This window comes from Antarctobacter sediminis (genome assembly GCF_019218285.1).
In the GTDB taxonomy this organism is placed as follows: Bacteria; Pseudomonadota; Alphaproteobacteria; order Rhodobacterales; family Rhodobacteraceae; genus Antarctobacter; species Antarctobacter sediminis.
In genome coordinates this window covers 542,064-562,834 of the sequence record NZ_JAHUZG010000001.1, presented here as the reverse complement: position 1 = coordinate 562,834, position 20,771 = coordinate 542,064, and the positions used below count along the sequence as shown (strand labels likewise).

General features: G+C 62.4%; 18 protein-coding genes. 14 read left to right on the top strand and 4 right to left on the bottom strand.

Annotated features, from left to right (window positions below):
- The first annotated feature begins 16 nt into the window (after positions 1-16).
- The 11 genes from KJP30_RS02640 to KJP30_RS02590 all read left to right on the top strand — a co-directional run bounded on the left by KJP30_RS02640 (position 17) and on the right by KJP30_RS02590 (position 12,614).
- A complete protein-coding gene (locus tag KJP30_RS02640; RefSeq protein ID WP_218447456.1) occupies positions 17-1,321 on the top strand; it encodes a metallophosphoesterase in 1,305 nt (434 codons plus the stop codon).
- A 13-nt stretch (positions 1,322-1,334) separates the two neighbouring features.
- Positions 1,335-1,610, top strand: coding sequence for an amphi-Trp domain-containing protein (locus KJP30_RS02635; protein ID WP_218447455.1), 276 nt, complete (start codon positions 1,335-1,337; stop codon positions 1,608-1,610).
- Positions 1,611-1,685: 75 nt separating this feature from the next.
- A complete protein-coding gene (locus KJP30_RS02630) occupies positions 1,686-2,573 on the top strand; it encodes a LysR family transcriptional regulator (protein WP_218447454.1) in 888 nt (295 codons plus the stop codon).
- A gap of 106 nt (positions 2,574-2,679) precedes the next feature.
- On the top strand, positions 2,680-4,731 hold the full coding sequence (locus KJP30_RS02625; protein ID WP_218447453.1) for an ABC transporter substrate-binding protein: 2,052 nt from the start codon (positions 2,680-2,682) through the stop codon (positions 4,729-4,731).
- Positions 4,732-4,853: 122 nt separating this feature from the next.
- A complete protein-coding gene (locus KJP30_RS02620; protein ID WP_246594330.1) occupies positions 4,854-5,846 on the top strand; it encodes an ABC transporter permease in 993 nt (330 codons plus the stop codon).
- Positions 5,847-5,849: 3 nt separating this feature from the next.
- Positions 5,850-7,007 (top strand): ABC transporter permease, encoded by a 1,158-nt coding sequence (locus KJP30_RS02615; protein WP_246594329.1) that lies wholly within the window; start codon positions 5,850-5,852, stop codon positions 7,005-7,007.
- Entirely contained in the window at positions 7,007-8,017 is a 1,011-nt protein-coding gene (locus KJP30_RS02610; RefSeq protein WP_218447452.1) for an ABC transporter ATP-binding protein, read from the top strand. Before KJP30_RS02615 ends, KJP30_RS02610 begins: the two co-directional genes overlap by 1 nt.
- Positions 8,014-9,147, top strand: coding sequence for an ABC transporter ATP-binding protein (locus tag KJP30_RS02605; protein WP_218447451.1), 1,134 nt, complete (start codon positions 8,014-8,016; stop codon positions 9,145-9,147). Before KJP30_RS02610 ends, KJP30_RS02605 begins: the two co-directional genes overlap by 4 nt.
- A gap of 29 nt (positions 9,148-9,176) precedes the next feature.
- Complete coding sequence (locus KJP30_RS02600; RefSeq protein ID WP_218447450.1) at positions 9,177-10,358, top strand: 2-aminoethylphosphonate--pyruvate transaminase; 1,182 nt, start codon at positions 9,177-9,179, stop codon at positions 10,356-10,358.
- Between the two features lie 18 nt (positions 10,359-10,376).
- Positions 10,377-11,162 carry a phosphonoacetaldehyde hydrolase gene (phnX, locus tag KJP30_RS02595; RefSeq protein WP_218447449.1) on the top strand — a complete coding sequence of 262 codons (786 nt, stop codon included), beginning with the start codon at positions 10,377-10,379 and terminating at the stop codon, positions 11,160-11,162.
- 3 nt (positions 11,163-11,165) lie between these two features.
- On the top strand, positions 11,166-12,614 hold the full coding sequence (locus KJP30_RS02590; RefSeq protein WP_218447448.1) for a sulfatase-like hydrolase/transferase: 1,449 nt from the start codon (positions 11,166-11,168) through the stop codon (positions 12,612-12,614).
- On the opposite strand, the gene KJP30_RS02585 is transcribed toward KJP30_RS02590, so the two are convergent.
- The 3 genes from KJP30_RS02585 to tcuA all read right to left on the bottom strand — a co-directional run bounded on the left by KJP30_RS02585 (position 12,611) and on the right by tcuA (position 15,514).
- Entirely contained in the window at positions 12,611-12,826 is a 216-nt protein-coding gene (locus KJP30_RS02585; protein ID WP_218447447.1) for a hypothetical protein, read from the bottom strand. The two genes, KJP30_RS02590 and KJP30_RS02585, sit on opposite strands and share 4 nt — an antisense overlap.
- 200 nt (positions 12,827-13,026) lie before the next feature.
- Entirely contained in the window at positions 13,027-14,139 is a 1,113-nt protein-coding gene (gene tcuB, locus KJP30_RS02580) for a tricarballylate utilization 4Fe-4S protein TcuB (RefSeq protein ID WP_218447446.1), read from the bottom strand.
- On the bottom strand, positions 14,129-15,514 hold the full coding sequence (gene tcuA, locus KJP30_RS02575) for an FAD-dependent tricarballylate dehydrogenase TcuA (protein ID WP_218447445.1): 1,386 nt from the start codon (positions 15,512-15,514) through the stop codon (positions 14,129-14,131). Before tcuA ends, tcuB begins: the two co-directional genes overlap by 11 nt.
- 81 nt (positions 15,515-15,595) lie before the next feature.
- On the opposite strand from tcuA, the gene KJP30_RS02570 reads away from it, so the two are divergent.
- The gene (locus KJP30_RS02570) at positions 15,596-16,510 is read left to right on the top strand and encodes a LysR family transcriptional regulator (RefSeq protein WP_218447444.1); all 915 of its coding nucleotides are present in this window, start codon (positions 15,596-15,598) and stop codon (positions 16,508-16,510) included.
- Here KJP30_RS02570 and KJP30_RS02565 read toward each other — a convergent pair.
- Positions 16,507-17,439: a LysR family transcriptional regulator gene (locus tag KJP30_RS02565; RefSeq protein ID WP_218447443.1), complete on the bottom strand. Its 933-nt coding sequence runs from the start codon at positions 17,437-17,439 to the stop codon at positions 16,507-16,509. The two genes, KJP30_RS02570 and KJP30_RS02565, sit on opposite strands and share 4 nt — an antisense overlap.
- 146 nt (positions 17,440-17,585) lie before the next feature.
- On the opposite strand from KJP30_RS02565, the gene KJP30_RS02560 reads away from it, so the two are divergent.
- Positions 17,586-18,680: a type 2 periplasmic-binding domain-containing protein gene (locus KJP30_RS02560; RefSeq protein WP_218447442.1), complete on the top strand. Its 1,095-nt coding sequence runs from the start codon at positions 17,586-17,588 to the stop codon at positions 18,678-18,680.
- Between the two features lie 108 nt (positions 18,681-18,788).
- Positions 18,789-20,771 carry a tripartite tricarboxylate transporter permease gene (locus KJP30_RS02555; RefSeq protein WP_218447441.1) on the top strand — a complete coding sequence of 661 codons (1,983 nt, stop codon included), beginning with the start codon at positions 18,789-18,791 and terminating at the stop codon, positions 20,769-20,771.

Here is a 20,771-nt window from a genome sequence, read left to right as displayed (position 1 = left end):
GTCAGGAGGGCAGGACATGACGGAACTTCGGAAATTTTCCCTTGAGGGGGCGGAACTTCTGCCACCTGTTTTCGATCATGACGCCTGCCTGACAGACTTGCCCCGCAAATTGGAACCCTGGCCCGAGGCCTCGACTCAGCCGCAGGTCGCGGCCTGTCTGGAACGCGCGCGTTTGCACGGCGGCTGGCGTTGGCCAGACCGGCCAGTCGTCTTTGTTTCCGACCCGCACGCGGACGCCGAGGGGTTTCTGCGCTCGTTGATCGCCGCCGGGGTCATCCGCCGCGAAGCCGGCCGCATTGTCCTGACCGGATTTGGCCAACAGGCACGGATCGTTCTGGGGGGCGACACCCTGGACAAGGGGCCAAGCAACCTTGCCCTGCTGGATGCGCTTGCCGATCTGCTGGACACAGGGGCCGAGGTTCAGATCCTCGCGGGAAACCATGATCTGCGGATGCGCATGGCGATTGCCGCGGTACGTGGCCCGCGCAGCGCCCTGAACGAACATCTTTTCGTCCGCATGGGGCGCAAGATCCTGCCCGCCCTGCGCGAAGTATATGACCGCTATGTGACACAGGGCGATCTGAACGCCCTGCCCGACGACGCGGCCTGTCGGGCACGGCTGATGCCCGGCCCCGACTGGGCCACCCGGTTCCGCAAGGCGGCCAAACCGGACCTGCGCCCCAAGGTGATCCGCAAGGAAATCGCCAAGTTGCAGGACAAGCTGCGCAAGTTCGACAAGGAAATCGCCCGCGTCGGGCTGAGCCACCGGGACCTGCTGGCGGCACTCTTGAAATGTCATGACCTCTTTGTGACCCCCGGCGGCACATACGCTTGGTTCTACCAACGGATGGATGTCGTGGCCCGCAGCGGGTCGCTGCTGTTCGTACATGCCGGGTTGTGCGATGACATGTGCGCGGCGCTGGCCACGCGCGGCACCGATGAGGTCAACGCCCGTTATCGTTCTGCGACCGAGGCGGCGACCCTGAACTTTTACTTCGGCCCACTGGCAAACCTTGTGCGGACGAAATATCGCGCCTCGGACTGCACGCTGACCGATGAAGGGGTGGCGGCGCTGCACCGTGCGGGCATCCACATGGTCGTGCAGGGCCATGTCAACAATCACGCGGGCCAGCGCCTGCTGGCGAAACGCGGCCTTCTGCACCTCGAAGGCGATGTCACGCTGGACCGCACCTCGCGCGCCCTTGAAGGGCTGGATGGGATCGGCGCCGGCGCGACCTTGATCTTTCCCTCCGGAGATGTGATCGGACTGAGCCGCGACTATCCCCGGGCCAAGCATTTTGCCCCCGAGCGCATGAACTGACCGGAGACCCGGAATGAGCGAAAACAACAAGCGTTTCACGCATGAGTCGCTTCAGGATGCCAAGACGATCAAGACCCTGCTTACCGCCCTGTCAAAAGGGTTCGGCAAGGGGGAAATGACGCTGGGCGACGAAGACGACGAATTTGTCCTGCAAACCGCTGACCTGATGAATGTGCGTATCAAGGGCGAACGCGAAGACGGCCGCTGTACCGTCAGCCTGCGAGTCACATGGGACGACCCGGCCACGCCCACGACGTCGCGCAAGAACAAGCCCCGCATCGAAAGCTGACAGCCGGGTCCGCTTCGGGGTAGGAACGGCCAAACCACCCGATCAATCCGCGCGCAAAGCCCGGGAGCACAGGACTTGGCCACCACATCCGAACCCAGCATCCGCCAGCTGCGCGCGCTTGAAGCCGTTGCGCGCACCGGCAGTTTCACGCAGGCAGCGGCCGAACTGGGCGTTTCCCAACCGACCGTGTCAAACCTCATCGTCTCGCTGGAACGGCAGACAAAGTGCCGGTTCCTGCGCCGCGACGGCAACAAGATCCACACAACACCGCTGTTCGAAAAGATCAGGCCACAGATCCGCGCCGTGCTGGCGCTGAAATCCGAGGTCGATCAAGAAATCGAAAGCCGGCGCGACCTGAAATCCGGCGCATTCTGGGTAGGCTATTCCACGCATCAGGTGGCCATGGCCCCGATCGCACGATTTATCCAGACCTATCCGACGATCCAGTTGACCGCGCGCGCGATGGCCACGATGGACCTGCTGCCGCTTTTGCACGCGGGCGAACTGGACGTGGCCTTTGTCACCTCGCGCGAACCATTGGCAGGGTTGGACTGTTTGCCCGTCGCCGCGTTTCGCATCGGGCTTGTGGTGCCGCGGGACGGCCCGCTTGCCGGGCGGCCCCGGCTGGATTGGTCGGAGGTCGCCGAACTGCCGTTGATTCAGCGTGAACCCAATGCGGGCACACGGGGCATTTTTGAAGACGCCGCCGCTGCGGCGGGAACCCCTGTCAATACGATCCTCGGGCTTGGCTCGTGGGGATCCATCGTGTCGTTGGTGCGCGCGGGAATCGGGCTTGGCGTCGGCTTTGACGTCGAACTGTCGGCCCGCGACGAAGACCTTTGCTTTGTGCCGATCAACGATGAAAAACTGAACGCGCGCCAGTTCCTTGTGGCCATGCCCTCGATGGCGGAAACATCCATGGTCCAGCAGTTCTTTGAAATCACTCGGGAAATCTGCGCCTGACCGCGCCGCCCCTTTCACTATAGCAAAGAGCTATATCGACCATCATGTTATAAATACGTCATGTTGCGCCTTTATGCGAAGGCCCGGGCAACCCCAAGAGGCTGACATGACTTTCCGCACCCTTCTTCTTTCGACCGCTGCCGTTGTGGCCGCGGCCCCCGCATTTGCCGACTGTCCGGTGGCAACCGTCGCAGACCCGATGGGTCTGGCACCGGCCTACCCGCAACAACTCGAACTGGCCGAGCTGCAACAAGCCGCCTCCTGCCAGCTCAGCTTTTCGCAGAACCCCGCCATTGCCGATCTGAACGCACGCATTCTTGGCAACGCCGATCTACCGCCGGTGGCCGAACGTCTGCCCGCCGAGCCGCTGGTCGTGATGCCCTATGAACGCATCGGCCTTTACGGAGGCACCATCACCGGCCTGTCCAAGGGCACGGAGTCCGGCACATCTGACCTGCTGTCGATCCGTCACGTGAACTTTGTGCGCTATTCGGACGATCTTCAGACCGTGGTGCCGAACATCGCCAAGGCATGGGCGTGGAACGACGACTATACCCAGCTGACCATCACCCTGCGCAAAGGGCACAAATGGTCGGACGGCGCGCCCTTTACCGCCGCAGACGTCGATTTCTGGATGAACGACATCGTCTACAATCCCGATGTCTACGCCAAGACCCCGGACCGCTGGCTGTTCGCTGGCGAAAAGATCGTGACCGAGGTCGTTGACGAAACCACCATCAAGTTCATCTTTCCCGTGCCCACGCCGGGCATCCTGAACCGCTTTGCCGTGGATTTCGGCCAGCCGTTCCAGCCCAAGCATTTCCTTGGCCAGTTCATGCCCAAGTACAATGCCGACGCCGAGGCGCTGGCCGCCGAATACGGTTTCGAGAACGCGGCCGCCGCCGTCGATTTCTACTATGGCGGCTCGGACTGGAAAGACGTGCCCTCGCCGCTGCTGAAAGACGCCGACAAGGCCGCCCGGATCGGCCGCGCAGTGCTGCCGACGCTGGAAAGCCACATCGTTGTCGAGGAAAGCGCCGAAGGCCGCAAGCTGGTCGCGAACCCCTACTTCCACCAGGTCGACACCAAGGGTCAGCAACTGCCCTACATCAACGAGATCTGGGAATCCTATGTCGCCGACAAGGAGGTTCAGAACCTCAAGATCATGAACGGCGAAGTGGTCTGGAAACAGCAGGCTGTCTTTCTCGAAGACTTCCCGTTGTTGAAAGAAAACGAGGCCAAGGGCGGCTACACGATCCAGTTCGCGCCGACGCTGGGCGAAAACGTCTTTTTCTCTTTCAACCGCACACACCAGGACGACGTGCTGCGGCAGATCTTCAACGATGTGCGGTTTAACCGTGCCATGTCGCTGGCCATGAACCGCGACGAGATCAACGAGATCGTCTACCTCGGTCAGGGCACCCCGATGCAGGGCGTTCCGGCGGAACCCAAGACGGTGGCCTTCATCGACCAAGAGACCCTGAACCGCGACATCGCCTATGATCCCCAAGCCGCCAAGGCCCTGCTGGCCGAGATGGGCCTGAAAGACGCAGATGGCGACGGCACGCTGGAGCGTCCCGATGGCAAGCCGCTGGTCGTTCGGCTGGTCTATTCCTCGCAGGGTGTGCCGGTGAAGATGATGGAACTGGTGCGCGACTACTGGACCGCCGTTGGTGTCCGCGTCGACGTCAAGGAAGTCACTTCGGACGAATACCGCGCCTCGGGCAATAACAACGACCTGGACGTGACCACGTGGAAATATGACGGCAACGCCGGTCCGACCATTTCGCAGGATGTCACGGTTTTTGTCCCGCCCTTCGGTGACTACTTCAACCCGGGCACCGGTTTTGGCTGGGCCGCGTGGAAAACCTCGGGCGGCGCCGAAGGCATTGAGCCGCCGGCCGACATCAAGAAACTGTGGGACCTGTCCGAACAGTTCATCCAGGTCTCTTTCGGGTCCGACGAAAGCAACAAGATCGGTGCCGAGATCACAAAGATCCACACCGACAACATGCTCAAGATCGGCACCGTCGGCGACATCGTAGCGCCCTTCCTGTATCGCAACGACCTGCAAAACGTGAAGCCGATCAAGTCGAAGACCTACGACTTTTACTGGACCTACCCCTACCGCCCTTCGCAGTGGTGGCTGGAGCAGTAAGCGCCTGACATCCGGGCCGGGGCGGCATCTGCCCCGGTCCCCCCTGATCGGGCGTTTCCACGTGGTGCAAGGCGCACCACCTGCAATCGCCTGACCGCAACCCACCTTCGCAAGAGGCCGAGATGCTGCGTTTCACGCTGGAACGGCTGGTTGGCATGGCCATCACCATGCTGCTGGTTTCGATGATGGTTTTCATCATCATGGAAATCCCTCCGGGCGATTACGCCGACCGGTACGCCTTTCGGAAGTATTCCGGCACCGGGGTCAATGTGACCGACGCCGACGTTCAGGCCATCCGCGAGGATCTGGGGCTCGATAAACCCATGGTGCTGCGGTATGTCGACTGGATCGGCGGCATCGTTCTGCGCGGAGATTTCGGACAGGCCTTTGCGTTTGAAACCTCGGTGGTCAAGGTCATCGGGGACAAGGTCTGGCTGACCACGGGGATCCTGTTCGCCACGCTGATCCTGACCTACCTGATCTCGATTCCGATCGGCATCTATGCCGCCGTTCGGCGTGGGTCGATGGTGGATTACGGGCTGACGATATTCTCTTATCTCGGCCTTGCACTGCCCAATTTCCTGCTGGCGCTGGTGATGCTGTATTTCGCAAACCGCTGGTTCGGCTCGGACATTGGCGGTTTGTTTTCGGCCGAGTACCGCGATGCACCGTGGTCGCTGGCGCGGCTTTGGGACATGCTGAAACACCTCTGGCTGCCTGCCGTGGTGCTGGCATGGAGCGCGGTTGCCTACCAGATCCAGACCGTGCGGGCGACCATGTCGGACGAGCTGAACAAGCTCTCGGTCACTGCCGCACGCGCACGCGGCGTGCCGGAAGGGCGGCTTCTGATCAAATACCCCGCACGGTTGGCGGTGAATCCCATCGTGTCGACCATCGGGTTCGACGTGAACCGGATCTTTTCCGAACTGCCCATCGTCGCCGTGGTGCTGGGCCTGACAGAGCTGGGTGAACTGCTGCTCAAGGCCTATCTCGACCTCGACATGAACGTGGCCGGCGCGATCCTTTTGCTGCTGACCTTCGCCATCGTTTTCATGAACTTCCTGTCCGATCTACTTCTCGCGTGGCTGGACCCGCGCATCAAGCTGGGGGCCTGAGCCATGACCGACATGACCAATCCCGGGCAGATGCTGTCTAAGGAAGCCGAGAAAGAACGCCAACGCCTGCTGAAATACTATTCGGCCTCTCAGTGGACGCTGATCTGGTGGCGCTTTCGTCGTCACCGCGCAGCCATGGTCGCCGCAATGATCCTTGGGCTCATGGCGCTGGCCGGGATCTTTGCCGAATTCGTGGCCCCTTATGGTCCGGTGACGCGCGACACGAAATACATCGAAGGGCCGCCGCAGATCCCAAGGTTCTGCGACGACAACGGGTGCAGCTTGCGCCCCTTCGTCAATGGCACCAAGACCGAACGGGACCCCGTCACCCTGCGCGCGCTGACCGTGCCGGACCCCGATACCCGCCATTACCTTTCGCTGTTTGTCAAAGGCGAGACGGTCAGGATTCTGGGCCTGATCCCGACCGACCGCCACCTCATCGGCCTCGACGACCCGGCCCGGAAAATCCATTTCTGGGGCACGGACGATCTGGGCCGCGACGTGTTCAGCCGGACGATCTATGCCACCCGCACCTCACTGTCGATCGGCGTTCTGGGAGTGCTGATCTCTTTCGTGCTGGCGCTGGCCATCGGCGGGATCGCCGGTTATTTCGGCGGGCTGATCGACAATGTGATCCAGCGCGTGACCGAAGTCATCCGCGTGGTGCCCATCATCCCGCTGTACATGGGGCTTGCCGCGGCCATGCCCAAGGAATGGTCGACCACGCAGGTCTATTTTGCCATGACGCTGATCCTTGGCCTGTTCGGCTGGCCCACGCTGGCGCGGCGCATCCGGTCACAACTGCTGTCGATACGGCACGAGGATTACGTTGTGGCCGCGCGGCTGGCCGGCGCGCGCCCGCGCCGCATCATCACCCAGCACATGCTGCCAAGCTTTACCAGCTTCATCATCGTCGATCTGGTGATCTCTTTTCCCTACATGATCCTGTCGGAAACGGCACTGAGCTTTGTCGGTCTGGGCCTGCGGCCCCCCTCGGTCTCGTGGGGCGTTCTGCTGCAACAGGCACAATCGGTCCGCGCCATCGAACAGACGCCATGGCTGTTCATTCCCGCCGGGTTTGTCGTTCTGGCCGTGCTGGCCTTTACCGTGATTGGCGACGGTCTGCGCGATGCCGCCGACCCCTATTCCGAGGCCAAGTGATGTCCCGCATGTTGACCGTCGAAAACCTGTCGATTTCCTTTCGCACCGACGAAGGCACCGTGACGCCGGTGCAGAGCGTCAGTTTCAGCGTCGAAAAGGGGCGCACCCTTGGCCTTGTGGGGGAAAGCGGATCTGGCAAATCCGTTTCCACAAAGGCGTTGATGCGGCTTCTGCCCCGCACTGCAAGCCTCGGGGCGGACACCCGGATGCACTATACCAACAAGGCGGGCCAGACCGTCGAGATCGAGAAACTGCCAGACAGCGGCGAGACCATCCGACGCCTGCGCGGCGGTGAAATCGGCATGATCTTTCAGGAACCGATGGCCAGTTTCTCGCCTGTCTATACCATTGGAAACCAGATGATGGAGGCGATCCGCCTGCATCGCGACATGACCCGCCGGCAGGCCCGTGCCTTTGCCATCGAGATGCTGAACAAGGTTGGCATCTCCAACGCAGAGGCCCGCGTCGATCAATATCCCCACGAACTGTCCGGCGGGATGCGTCAGCGCGCGATGATCGCGCTGACGCTCTCTGCCGGTCCGGCCCTGCTGATCGCGGATGAGCCGACCACCGCCCTTGACGTGACCATTCAGGCGCAGGTGCTGGACCTGATGCGCGACCTTCAGCGCGAACTCGGCATGGGTATGATCTTCATCACCCATGACCTTGGGGTGATCGCGCAGATCGCCGATGACGTGGCGGTCATGTACCTTGGCACAATCGTCGAACGCGGCCCCGCGCGCGACGTGATCCGCAATCCCCAGCACCCCTATACGAAGGGCCTGCTTGCGGCGATCCCCTCGCTGGATCGGCTGCACACGCGCCTGTCGCCGGTGCCCGGAGACATCCCCTCGCCCAATGCCCGGCCCGCCGGTTGCCCCTTTCACACCCGCTGCGCCCAGAAGATCACGGGCCTGTGCGATACGAAACCTCCACGCGAGGTAGAGAGCCTGCCCGGCCGCAGCCTGCGCTGCTGGCTGCACGACGAAGAAGGGAGAAGCGCGGCATGAGCCTTGATGCGCCCCGGACCGACGACGACAAGCTGATCGAGGTTCACAACCTTTCGGTCCATTTCCCGGTCAAATCGAAAAAACTGTTCCGGACCGAAGTCCAGATGCTGCGCGCCGTCGATGATGTCAGCTTTGCCATCAACCGCGGTGAAACGGTGGGGCTTGTGGGCGAAAGCGGTTCGGGAAAGACCACCGTCGGCCGCGCCATCCTGCGCGCGATAGACCCTACCGACGGGGAGGTGCTGTTCCATTCGCAGCGCGGCGACATCGACCTTGCCCATGCCAAGGGCGAAGACCTGCGCCGGGTGCGTCCGGCCATGCAGATGGCCTTTCACGAGGGTGGCGTGCCGGTACATTCCTTGGGCGGAGAGGCATTGCGCGCGTTCCGCCCACGCATGAGCCTTGTGTTTCAGGACCCGTACAGCAGCCTCAACCCGCGGATGACCGTGCGCGACATTATCGCCGAACCGCTGGTCGCCTCGGGCCTGATGACCAACCGCGCCCAGATCGACGCCCGGGTGCGCGAGATCGCGGCGCGCTGCAAGCTGAACCTCGAACACCTGCGCCGCTTCCCCCATGCCTTTTCCGGCGGTCAGCGTCAGCGGATCTGCATCGCCCGCGCGCTGGTGTCCAAACCCGAATTCGTGGTCTGCGACGAAAGCGTTTCGGCGCTGGATGTCTCGATTCAGGCCGAGATCGTGAACCTGCTGAAGGATCTACAGGACGAGATGGGCGTTTCGTTCCTGTTCATCGCGCATGACCTGTCAGTGGTCGCCCAGATCAGTCATCGCGTCGCGGTGATGTATGTCGGCAAATTCGTCGAATACGCGCCGACCGAAAAGCTGTTCTTTGGGCCGCGCCACCCCTACACGCATGCGCTTTTGTCGGCGATCCCGCTGGCCGATCCGGATGTGGATTACGACCCGATCCGCCTGACTGGCGAAATTCCGAACCCGCTTGGGGCGCCCTCCGGCTGCCGGTTTCACACCCGTTGCCCTTTTGCCCGCGACGCCTGCCGCCGCCACGAACCCGACTGGCGCGAAGTGGCCGAGGATCATTTTGTCGCCTGCCACTTTGCAGAAGAGTTCGACTTTGCGCGCCCGAACCTGAACCGCGCCGAACCGGCCTGACCCAACGTCCCAGAAAAAGAGTCCGCATCATGACCCACGCTCCCTTGCCCGCCCCGCAGTTGGGCGAACCCTACCTATTGACCCCCGGTCCCCTGACCACCTCATTTGCCGTCAAACAGGCGATGCTGCGCGATTGGGGCAGTTGGGACGGCGATTTCCGTGCCATGACGGCAGAGCTGCGGGCCCGCCTGCTGGGTCTCTTGGGGGCGGGGCAGGACAGCTATGACTGCGTGCCCATGCAAGGCAGCGGATCCTACCTGGTCGAGGCCATGCTCGGCAGTTTTGTTCCCCGCGACGGCAAGGTTCTGGCCCTGTGCAACGGCGCCTACGGGAAACGCGCGGTCCAGACCCTGCGCATCCTCGGGCGCGACCATGCGGTGATCGATATGGGCGATTACCTGCCCCCGCGCGGCCATCAGGTGGCCGAGGCACTGGCAGATGATCCCGCCATCACCCATGTGCTGGCCATCCATTGCGAGACCTCTTCGGGCATTCTCAACCCGCTTCAGGAAATCGCCGATGCGACGGCTGCGGCGGGCCGCGAATTGCTGATCGACAGCATGTCGGCCTTTGGCGCGGTTCCGGTCGATCCCCACGTCACGCCGTTTCAGGCGCTGGTGAGCTCCGCCAACAAATGCATCGAAGGCGTGCCCGGCTTTGGTTTTGTCATCGCTCGCAAGGGTGCCTTGCGGGCGTCCGAGGGCAACAGCCATTCGCTGGCACTGGACCTGCACGCGCAATGGGCCACGATGGAGAAAACCGGGCAATGGCGCTTTACCCCCCCGACCCATGTCGTCGCCGCCTTTATCGAGGCGTTGCGCGCCCATGAGGCCGAAGGCGGCGTGGCAGCGCGGGGCGCGCGTTATGCCGCCAATCGCGACACACTGGTCCAGGGCATGCGCAACTTGGGCTTCGTGACGTTGCTAAAGGATAACTGGCTGTCGCCGATCATCACCACCTTCTTCTGCCCCACGGATCCGGGCTTTCACTTCCCCACCTTTTACGACCGGATGAAGAACCGCGGCTTCATCCTGTACCCCGGCAAGCTGACCCGCGCCGAAAGCTTTCGGATCGGCCATATCGGTCAGGTGGATTCCCATGTCATGCAATCGGTCGTGACCAACGCCGGCGAAGTCCTGACCGAAATGGGGGTGACCTCTGCCGCCCCTTCCCACTCGGATCTGGCCGAACGCCAGACCGACGCCGCCTGATAAGAAAAGGATACAAAAATGAGCAAGTTCAAAGCAGCTGTCTTCGACTGGGCGGGCACAACTGTCGATTTCGGATCCTTCGCGCCGATGGGCGTCTTCGTAAAAGCCTTTGAGAAATTCGGCATCGAGGCGAGCATCGAACAGGCGCGTGCACCGATGGGCGCGCCCAAATGGGACCACATCAACACCATGATGCAGATGCCTGAAATCGCCGCCCAATGGGAAGCGAAACACGGCGCGAAACCCACCGATGCGGATGTCGACAAGGTGTATGAGATCTTTGTTCCGATGAACGAAGACGTGGCCGCCGATTATGCCCAGCTTGTGCCAGGTGCCAAGGAAGCCATCGACGACCTGCGCGGCATGGGGCTCAAGATCGGGTCGACCACCGGCTACACGCGCTCGATCATGGAGCGGGTGCTGCCCGTGGCCGCGGCGCAGGGGTATGAACCCGACAATCTTGTTTGTTCCGACGATCTGCCCGAAGGCCGCCCCGGCCCCTTGGGCATGTATAAATGCATGGTCGATCTCGTGGCGTATCCGCCCGCCGCGATCATCAAGGTCGATGACACCGAACCGGGCATCAAAGAGGGTGTGGCCGCAGGCTGTCTGACCGTGGGTGTCGCCATGTCGGGGAACGCCGTGGGCAAGACCCCCGAGCAACTCGCCGCGCTCCCCGATGCCGAAATCGCCGCGTTGCGCGCCCATGCGACCGCGATCCTGAAGGAGGCCGGTGCCGACCACGTGATCGACACGGTGGCCGACCTGCCCGCGCTGCTGCGCCAACTTGACGCCGGGGTCTGACTCATGACCGGACAGCCGCCGCGCAATCTCTTGATGATCGTGATCGACCAGTTCCGCGCCGATCTGTTGACTGGTCCTCTGGCCGATTGCGTGGCGCTGCCCAACCTGCGCCAACTGTCCGATCAGGCATTGTGGTTTCGCAACCACCACACCGTTACCCTGCCCTGCGGCCCTGCGCGGGCCAGCCTGCTGACCGGGCAATATGCCATGAGCCACCGCGCGGTTCACAATGGCACGCCCCTTGCGGCGGATATTCCCAACCTTGCAACCGAACTGCGCCGCCTTGGGCGCGAGCTGCTGTTGTTCGGCTATACGGACATTCAACCGGACCCGCGCGGATTGCATCCTAACGATCCGGCGCACCGTTCTTATACCGCGCCGATCACCGGCATCACCGAGGCGCTTGAGATGCGCGAAGAGGCCTGGACCTGGCTCGCGCATCTGCGCGCGCGCGGGTATGATGTGCCCGACGCGGACAGCCCCGGTTTCGATTGTCTTTACCGTCCGCAAGAAGGCCGACCCGGCAACCCCGCGCTGTACCGCGCCGAAAACAGCGACACCGCCTTTCTCACCGATCAGGCGATTGCCCAACTGGACGTTCGCAAAGCCCGACCGTGGTCAGCTATGTTGACCTATATCCGCCCGCATCCCCCCTTTGTCGCCCCCGCGCCGTGGCACGCGCTGGCCGATCCCGCAAAGATGCCCACACCCGTGGCGCGCGGCTTTGACCATCCGTTCTTTGACGCGTTCCATGCAGGTCCGGTGATGCCGGGGATGTTCTGGGGGTTTGACGGCGCACTGTCCCGTCTGACCGCGGACCAGATCGCCCAGACCCGCGCCACATATCTGGGCCTTGCTGCCGAGGTGGATCATCACATCGGCCGCTTGCTTGACTGGCTGGACAGCAGCGGACAGCGCGAGGACACAATGATCCTGCTGACCGCCGATCATGGCGAAATGCTGGGCGACCTCGGCCTATGGGGCAAACAAGTGCCGTTCCGGCCTGCGTCGCATGTGCCCCTGATGATCGCGCACCCCGAGGTCGCGCCCGGCACCGTCGACAGCCCGACGGAATCCATCGACGTATCGCCCACCGTTTTGGCCGCGCTTGGCGGTCAACCTCCGGCACAGATGCAGGGCCGTGACCTGCTCGGCCCGGATGAAAGGCCAGAGGCCGCAGTCATGGTCGAACTGGAACTGGGCGCGGTCGAGGCCGATGGCCGGTTCGAAACCACCTGGGGACGGTGCTCGGACCAGTGCCGCGCCGTGGCCTTCGAAACAGACGGCCAGCGGTTGGTGCATTTCGCATCGGGGCACGATGCGATGTTGTTCGATGTCGGGACGGATCCGGATTGCCGGTTTGACCTAGCCCCGGAGCGACCCGGGGAGGTGGCCAGACTTCAGGCGCGGTTGTTGTCACATCGGATCCGCGCCCTTGCCCCGCGCTGTTAAAGCCTGTTCGGGCCGGTCCGCATCGCGTTGACGTTTTCCCGCGCCAGCGCGGCAAAGAACATCCGGGCGGCCTGATCCGCGTCCCCTTTGAAGGTCACGCCACGCTCCGTCAGCGCCAGAACATTCTGGCCCATCTGAAGCACAACCTTTTCCGTTTGCAGGTCGGCCGCGGTGATCGGAGCGCCGTCAGCCGTTTCAAGCATGAGATCCATGAGTTTTCCCTTCGGATAAATGCAGCACGTCACCCGCATGTTTTACCCCGCCGAAGGTTGCCAAATCCTCTTTCCCGCCGTCTGGCCCGTGACAGAACCCGAAGATTCAAGTTCAAATTGGCAACAGAACGCCCGAACACGGGCGATCGTGTCCGGGCGCTTACCAATGATCTAACCCGATGCCGGACCGTGGGCCTGTGTTAGCTGCGGTTCGCCTGACCGGTTGCGCCGGCAAGGCTGGGCGCGCGGTTTGCCCGGGTGACGCTTGCCTCTTTGGTCAATGCCGCCATCCGGTAGAACCCATGCGCCATCTTGGAAAACGGGGTCAGCAGGAAAAAGGTCAGAACCGCCCCCAGATGCAGCGGCAAGAGCCAGCCCACAGCCGCTGTACCCGTCGCGGCATAGAGGATCAGCCCGCTGGCACCGACAGTGAACAGCAACAGCACAAAGGCCATCTCGCCCCCCCAAGCCTTGGGCGCCCCCAGTTGCGGGTCGGCCTTGGTCTTGAGCCAAGCCAGACCGGCGGTGCCGAGGCACAAAAGAAGTCCCCCCGGAACGCCAAGCAGCTTGGGCAGGCTGAAGAACCCGTAAGGCGCTTCGAGACCAAAAACATAGTGCAGCACCGTCCCGCTGGAGGTCGACGCAAAGCACAGCAGGAAACCGAAAAGCACCGCCTGATGGAAATGCCGCCGCGCATGTGAAAACCGGTCTTCATCCTCAAAGTTGCAGCCATCGCCGTGCCCGCCTTGGAGGTTCTTCATCCGGCCCGCGGATTTCATCGCTTCCCACAGATCACCCAGCCGAAACTCCTGTCCGCCGACTGTCCGCCAGTACCCACGCAGGGAAATTGCCAGCGCAAAGAGCGGCAGCAAAAAGGCGGGGGCAAAGATCGTCACCATCAAACCGTGGGACATATAGGCATAAAAGCCCTCGCCGGTTTCCGGGCGCATCGCCTGTGCCAGCGCAAAGATCAGCGCGAACCCAAGGATCAACCCGGCCGCCATCAGGACGCCGCTGCGGTCGAACAGGGCCGCAAAGCCCCGTGGCCACGCATGTTCCTGCCAACTGGCCTGACGGACCTCGGCCAGAGCCTTGGGCAGGTTCAGATCGAACTCATGGGGGGCAGTATATTGGCAGGCGTAATAGCAGCCCCGGCAGTTGTGACAGAGATTGGCCAACTGCGTGATGTCGCCATCGGAAAAGGCACGTTCCCGGTGCAATGCCGGAAAGACCGAACAATAGCCTTCGCAATAGCGGCATGCATTGCAGATTTCGGCCTGGCGGCGGGCTTCCTGTATGAAATCAGTTTGCATGGGCTGCGGCCTCCTTGCCTGCGATACGTCCAAAGACGGTGCCGATGGTCATGCCAAAGCCCGCCAGATAGCCTTGGCCAAGGATCGACCCGGCCATGGTTTCCCCCGCCGCCCACAGGTTGCTGACCGGGCGGTTGCCGATGCTGCACTGGGCGTTTTCGTCCACCTTCAGCCCGAGATAGGTAAAGGTCACGCCGGTGCGCAGCGAATAGCCATAGAACGGTGGCTCAGTGATGGGGCGTGCCCAGTTTGTCTTGGGCGGCGTGATCCCGGTGGTCGCAACGCCATCCAATTCCGTCGGATGAAACCCCGAGGTATCACCGCAGGCGGCGTTGAAGGCATCGACCGTCGCGCGCAACTTGTCGCCGGGCAGACCCATCTTGTCGGCCAGCCCTTCGATGCTGTCCGCCTCGATCGGGGGAAAAACAGAGGGCATGAACAGTTTCAGCGATTTGGCGTCAATGATCACATAGCCAACCTGATCCGGCTGCGCCGCCACCAATCGGCCCCAGATCGCATAACGCTTGGGCCAGACGTCTTCGCCTTCGTCATAGAACCGTTCTGCGTCCTTGTTCACGACGATAGAGAAAGGCACGCAATCCAGCCGGGTGACGATACCCCCGTCAAACTTGGGCGCGCGCCCGTCAATGGCAACAGCGTGGCATTGCGTCGGGTCGCCGACCTGTTCGACGCCCTGATCCAGAAGGTCGGCCAGAACGACACCGCGATTGTAGGGGGTGCCCCGGATCAGAAAATTCTTGGCTGCCGGCCCCCAGGCCCGCGCCAACCAGTCGGTATCCGCCTGAAACCCGCCCGAAGCCACAACCACCGATGTCGGTGACAAGCTTTTCGCAGCGCCCTCATGGGTAAAATCCACCCGCGTGACCTTGTCACCCTCCATTTCCAGATGGGTGACGGCGGCCTCGTACAGAACCTCGACGCCAAGCGCCTCGGCGGTGCGGTAATAGGCGTTTACAAGTCCCTTGCCGCCACCAAGGAAAAAGGCATTGGTCCGCGCCAGCGACAGGGTGCCGGACAGAGAAGGTTGAAACCGGACGCCATGTGCCTCCATCCACGGCAGGCATTCCTCCGAGGTTCGGATTGCAAGTCGGGCCAGATGTTCATCCGTCTTGCCGCCCGTCACCTTCAGCAGATCGGCGAAATATTCATCCTCGCTATAGCTGTCCACCAACGGTCCAAGCGGCCCGGAGTGCATACAACGAAAGTTCCGCGTGTGGCGGGAATTGCCGCCCCGGTAAGGCTTCGGCGCGGTTTCGAGGATCAGGACGCGCGCCCCGGCCTCTGCCGCGGTGATGGCCGCGCATAGGGCGGCGTTGCCGCCACCGATGACAACGATATCCGGATCGCTCTGCATGAACCCCTCCTGAGTTTGGCAGACCGGATAGCAAGCACGGATTGATTTGACCAATGCAGCTTTTCCTGTAATTGATGCGATATGCGGATCAATTTCGACTTTCTCGATCTCGAAGCCTTTCTGGCCGTCAAGGAAACAGGATCGTTTCACCTTGCGTCAGAGAGACTCAACCTCTCTCAATCCTCGGTCACGCGGCGGGTGCAAAAGCTCGAAGAGGCGCTGGGCACCCAGCTTTTCGAACGCACCACGCGCGAAGTGCGCCCGACCCTTGCGGCCAAGCGCCTGCAACTGCGCGCCGAAGCGATCTTGCAGGACGCGCAGGAAACCACGCTGGCCTTGCGCGACGAAAGCGCCGCATTTGCCCATCAACGGGCGCAAACCGTGACGCTGGCCACGATCCCCACCGTGATCGGGGCGCTGGTCAGCCCGGCGATCCATGCCTTTCGTGTCGCCGGTCAAACCGCACGAATCCGCCTGCTGGACCTTGCCGCCAACGAGGTGGCCGAAGCCGTGGCACAGGGCGAGGCGGATTTTGGCCTGTGTTCGATTCCGATGCTGGAACCGGTGACTGAATTCACCTTGCTGTTCAACGAACCCATGGTGCTGGCCCTGCCCGCGGATCACCCGTTGGGACACCGGACCAAGCTGACATGGCCGGATCTGGCATCCGAACCGCTGATCCTGCCCGCACGCGGCACCGGCAACCGGCTGTTGATCGACGAGGCGCTGGCGCGGAGCCGCACACCCGTGCGCTGGACCTTTGAGGTCGGGCGCACCTCAACGGCGCTGGAATTGGTATCCCGGGGCATTGGCATTGCGCCCCTGCCCCGGCTGGCGCTGGACGGTACGTCGTCGGACAATGTCTGCTGGCGTCCTGTGAACGGCCCCGACGTCGCCCGCCCCATCGGATTGCTGACACGGATCGGACAAAAGGACACGCCGCAGGCCGCTGCACTGAAACGGGCCATCGCCGCCGTCCGCGTTTCCAGCGACTAACCGCGCCGTGCCGAGATCTTGCCAAGGATTGAAGGGACGGTTTCCCGCAGCACCTCGCGGCAGGTCTGTCGCAAAGCCTCGCCCGCCGGAGACAGCGACCGGCCCCGATATGTCACTATACCCAGTTGACGGCTGATGACCGGGTCCGACACCGGAGTGGCGACAATGTCCAGATCGACCCTTTTCAGCTGAACCAGCGTCGGGATCGCGGACAGGCCCAGGTTTTTGCCGACCATGGCCAAAAGCGCGTTGAAATGACCCACTTCGATATCCCCCGAAAGATGCCGGATATCTTCGCCCAGCGACCGTTGCAGCAGGTTCGTCGTCCCGCTGCCCGCCCGCATCCGGATGAAATTGTGATCAGACAGGTCTTTCCATGTCAGCCCCTTGCGGCCTGCGATCGGGTGATCCCGGTGGCTGATCAAAACGAAACGGTCCTCGAACAGCGGCTCGAATTCCAACTCTGGATGACCTTCGCCGAATTGCGCTACGGCCAGTTCGGATTCCCGGTGCAGCACCCGTTCCAGCGCGGCGGGACTGGAACTTTCACTGACCCGGACACGCACATTCGGGTGGCGCTTTTTGAATGCCGAAAGGATCTCGGGCAGCAGCGTGTCCGAGATCGTCATGTTGCTGGCAATGCTGACAGTGCCCGTGCGGACCTTGATGAGGTCGGTTATATCGCTGAGCGAGCGATTGACCTCTGCCACGATGCGCATGGCCTCTGGCAGGAACTCTGCCCCCACCACTGAAACGGAAACCTGCCGTGTCGTGCGATCCAGTAACCGCGCGCCAAGGGCCTCTTCCAATTTCTTCAGCCGCCGCGACAAGGCCGACTGGGTGATGTTCAACTCATCCGAGGCACGCGCAAAACTGCCGAATTCGGCAACCGCGACAAAAGCCTGCAAGTCATCCAGCTTGATCCGCATGACGCCTCTTATTCATGAGAGAAGGTCAACAATCAATGATTTCTTTGAGTTTGTGTCAGAAACCAAAGTTTGTCAGCATTTGCGTCACGGAAATAGCACCGGCAAACGTAGAGGAGCGTTTGCCTATCTCTTGGGAGGACACCGACGTGCTGAAATTCACCCGAAGACTGACCCTTGGCCTTGCCGCGGCCGCCATGATCAGCCCCGCCGCCGCGGTGGCAGAGGAGTTTACCCTAGAAGGCAAGACCGTCACTTGGGTGGTCGGCTTTCGCGAAGGCGGCGGCACCGACCGGCTGACCCGTGTTCTTGCGGCGAAACTGTCGGAAAACCTGCCCGGCAATCCCGACATCATCGTGCTGAACAAACCCGGTGGCGGATCGGTCACCGCCTCAAACGATTTCCACGCCAATGCGCCCGCGGATGGCACCACGCTGATCATGGCGTCGACCTCGACCTTTCTGCCCGCGCTGTTGGGGGCCTCGGTCGCCAAGTACGATCCCAATGAATGGGTTGCAGTCTCCGGCTTTGCCCGCGGGGCCACGATGTTCGGCATTTCGAAACAGATCGGCGCCAAGGGCAACGGCCATGACGCAACCGAGGACTTCGACGGAATGAAAGGCGCGAACATTCGTTTCGGGCTGGAAACTCCGATTTCGGCGGAAATGCTGGATCTTGTGGCGATGAACCTGCTGGGCATCGACGCACGGGTGATCTTTGGCCTCAGTTCCTCCGACGCCGAAGCGGCCTTCCTGCGCGGCGAGATGAACATGAACACCGACAATACCCGGTCCTATCTCAAGGACTTCAAGGATGACGCCAAGGTCGTGCCGGTCTGGACCTACGGTGTGATCGACGAGGACGGCACCCTGCTGCGAGACCCCGACCTGCCCGATGTCCCGACCTTCCCCGAGTTCTACGAGGCCGCCCTTGGCGAGAAACCCAGCGGCCTGGGATATGACCTGCAACAGAACCTGATGAACGCCAAGGTCATGATCTCGAAGGCGGTCATGCTGCCGCCGGGCACCCCGGACGAAATCCGCGACGTCTACGTCGAAGCGATGCGCAAGACCGTGGCCGACCCGGCGGTAGCGGACAAGCTTCCGCGTGAAATCGGGTCGATGCCGGTGAACTTCGGCGCCGCAACCCAGCGCGCCATTGCCGTCGGCACCTCGATGTCGCCGGAGGTCCGCGCCTGGGCCAATACCTTCCTGAAAGAAAACTACGACTCCAAGCTCGACTGACCGTCGCGCATGAACCTTGTGCCGGGGCCTCCGCAGCCCCGGCACGTTTTCCCCCTTTTCCCATCGTCGAACCCTTTTCGCCGACGTTCTCAGCCGGGGTGACCCTTTATGCTTGATGCAGCCATTAACGCACTTGGACAGCTTACGACCCTGTCGACGCTCCTTGCCCTGATCGCGGGCGTGGTTGTCGGCCTTGCGGTCGGTATCCTGCCCGGCCTGGGCGGCACCGCGGGGCTTGCCCTGCTTCTGCCCTTTGTCTTCGGGATGGAGCCCAGTTCAGCCCTTGCGATGATGATCGGCCTGACCGCCGTAACCACCACATCCGACACGTTTCCATCTGTCCTGATGGGCATACCCGGCACCTCAGGCTCGCAGGCCACGGTGCTGGACGGCTTTCCCATGTCCAAACGCGGCGAAGGCACACGCGCCCTGTCGGCGGCCTTTGTATCGTCGCTCTTTGGCGGGATCTTCGGCGCCTTTGTCCTTTCCTTCGCGGTCTTTGCGGCCCGTCCGATCATCCTGTCCATCGGCTTTGGCGAACAGTTCATGTTGGTTGTGCTGGCGCTGTCCATGGTCGGCATCCTGACCGGCATCAACATCTGGAAAGGTCTTGCGGCCTGTGCGCTGGGCCTGCTGCTGGGATCGCTGGGCGCGGCCCCGCTGTCGGGCGTACAACGCGCCACCTTCGGCACCGATTACCTGATTGATCCTCTGCCGCTGGTGATCGTCGGTCTTGCCATGTTCGCCACGCCGGAAATCATCGACCTGTTACGCCGACAGTCCACCATTTCCGAAAGCGGCAAGCTGGGATCCGGATGGATGCAGGGCGTGCGCGACTGGGCCGCGAACTGGTGGCTGTCGCTGCGCTGTGCCGTGGTCGGCTGCATCGTGGGTGCCCTGCCCGGTCTGGGCGGCAGTGTGGTCGACTGGATCGCCTATGGCCACGCGGTACAGACCACCAAGAACAAGGAACGCTATGGCACCGGTGATGTGCGCGGCGTGATCGCCCCGGAAAGCGCCAACAACGCCAAGGAAGGCGGCGCGCTGGTTCCGACCCTGCTGCTGGGCATTCCCGGGTCCGGGTCGATGGCAATCCTGCTGGGCGGCCTTGTCATCATCGGCATCGACCCCGGCGTCGAGATGGTGACTGACAACCTCGACCTCGTCTATGTCATCATCTGGTCCATCGCTCTGGCCAATATCTTTGGAGCGGGCATTGCCTTTGCCTTGTCACCGCAGATCGCCAAGCTGACAACGATCCGCTACGTCCTGCTGGCACCTTTCATGCTGGGGATCATCTTTTTTGCCGCCTTTCAGGCAACCCGAAGCTGGGGCGACCTGATCGCGCTTTTCCTGCTGAGCCTGCTGGGCGTCTATATGAAGCGCTTTGGCTGGCCGCGCCCGGCGCTGCTGATCGGTTTCGTTCTGGCCGAGCGCGTTGAATCCTCGGTCTATCAGACCGTGGCCCTGTACGGCGCATCCTTCCTGCAACGCCCCGTGGTGATCGTGCTTTTGATCCTGACCCTGCTTTCGGTAGCGGCGGCGGTGTTCTACAAGGAAACCCACCCCGGCCCTATGACCGAGGACTCGCCCTTCACGCCGCGGCGCACCGGACCGCAATGGGCTTTTTTCGGCATCATCACGGCCTTTGCCCTGTATGTCCTGTGGGATGCGCAGTCCTACAACCAGCTGACCGGCCTCTATCCCACCGTGGCGGCCTGTGTCGCGCTGGCCTGCCTGATCCCGCTGGGTCTGAACATGGCACTGCGCCGCACGCCCGGGCCCAGCTTTTTTGACGCCGAACATGGCGCGGGCGCGGTGGACGAGGCAAAGCCCTCTGCCGAGTTCTTCCTTGCGATGCTGCTGGGCATGCTGCTGCTGGCGGCGCTGGTGGGATACGTGTTGGGCATCGGCCTGTTCATCTTCCTGTTCCTTTGGCGCCGGGCCGAGGTGAAACCGCTATACGCCGCGCTGGGCGCCGCCGGCTTCATCCTCTTTCTCGGTATCCTCTCGGACCAGCTGACCCTGCGCTATCCGCTTGGCTTCTTGCAATCGCAGGCAGGCGTGACGCTCCCCTGGCCTCTCCAGTGA

Coding starts and splice junctions, on each gene's coding strand:
- KJP30_RS02640 (WP_218447456.1), top strand. CDS start 17: ATGACGGAACTTCGGAAATTTTCCCTTGAGGGGGCGGAACTTCTGCCA.
- KJP30_RS02635 (WP_218447455.1), top strand. CDS start 1,335: ATGAGCGAAAACAACAAGCGTTTCACGCATGAGTCGCTTCAGGATGCC.
- KJP30_RS02625 (WP_218447453.1), top strand. CDS start 2,680: ATGACTTTCCGCACCCTTCTTCTTTCGACCGCTGCCGTTGTGGCCGCG.
- KJP30_RS02620 (WP_246594330.1), top strand. CDS start 4,854: ATGCTGCGTTTCACGCTGGAACGGCTGGTTGGCATGGCCATCACCATG.
- KJP30_RS02615 (WP_246594329.1), top strand. CDS start 5,850: ATGACCGACATGACCAATCCCGGGCAGATGCTGTCTAAGGAAGCCGAG.
- KJP30_RS02610 (WP_218447452.1), top strand. CDS start 7,007: ATGTCCCGCATGTTGACCGTCGAAAACCTGTCGATTTCCTTTCGCACC.
- KJP30_RS02605 (WP_218447451.1), top strand. CDS start 8,014: ATGAGCCTTGATGCGCCCCGGACCGACGACGACAAGCTGATCGAGGTT.
- KJP30_RS02600 (WP_218447450.1), top strand. CDS start 9,177: ATGACCCACGCTCCCTTGCCCGCCCCGCAGTTGGGCGAACCCTACCTA.
- phnX (WP_218447449.1), top strand. CDS start 10,377: ATGAGCAAGTTCAAAGCAGCTGTCTTCGACTGGGCGGGCACAACTGTC.
- KJP30_RS02590 (WP_218447448.1), top strand. CDS start 11,166: ATGACCGGACAGCCGCCGCGCAATCTCTTGATGATCGTGATCGACCAG.
- KJP30_RS02585 (WP_218447447.1), bottom strand. CDS start 12,826: ATGGATCTCATGCTTGAAACGGCTGACGGCGCTCCGATCACCGCGGCC.
- tcuB (WP_218447446.1), bottom strand. CDS start 14,139: ATGCAAACTGATTTCATACAGGAAGCCCGCCGCCAGGCCGAAATCTGC.
- tcuA (WP_218447445.1), bottom strand. CDS start 15,514: ATGCAGAGCGATCCGGATATCGTTGTCATCGGTGGCGGCAACGCCGCC.
- KJP30_RS02570 (WP_218447444.1), top strand. CDS start 15,596: ATGCGGATCAATTTCGACTTTCTCGATCTCGAAGCCTTTCTGGCCGTC.
- KJP30_RS02565 (WP_218447443.1), bottom strand. CDS start 17,439: ATGCGGATCAAGCTGGATGACTTGCAGGCTTTTGTCGCGGTTGCCGAA.
- KJP30_RS02555 (WP_218447441.1), top strand. CDS start 18,789: ATGCTTGATGCAGCCATTAACGCACTTGGACAGCTTACGACCCTGTCG.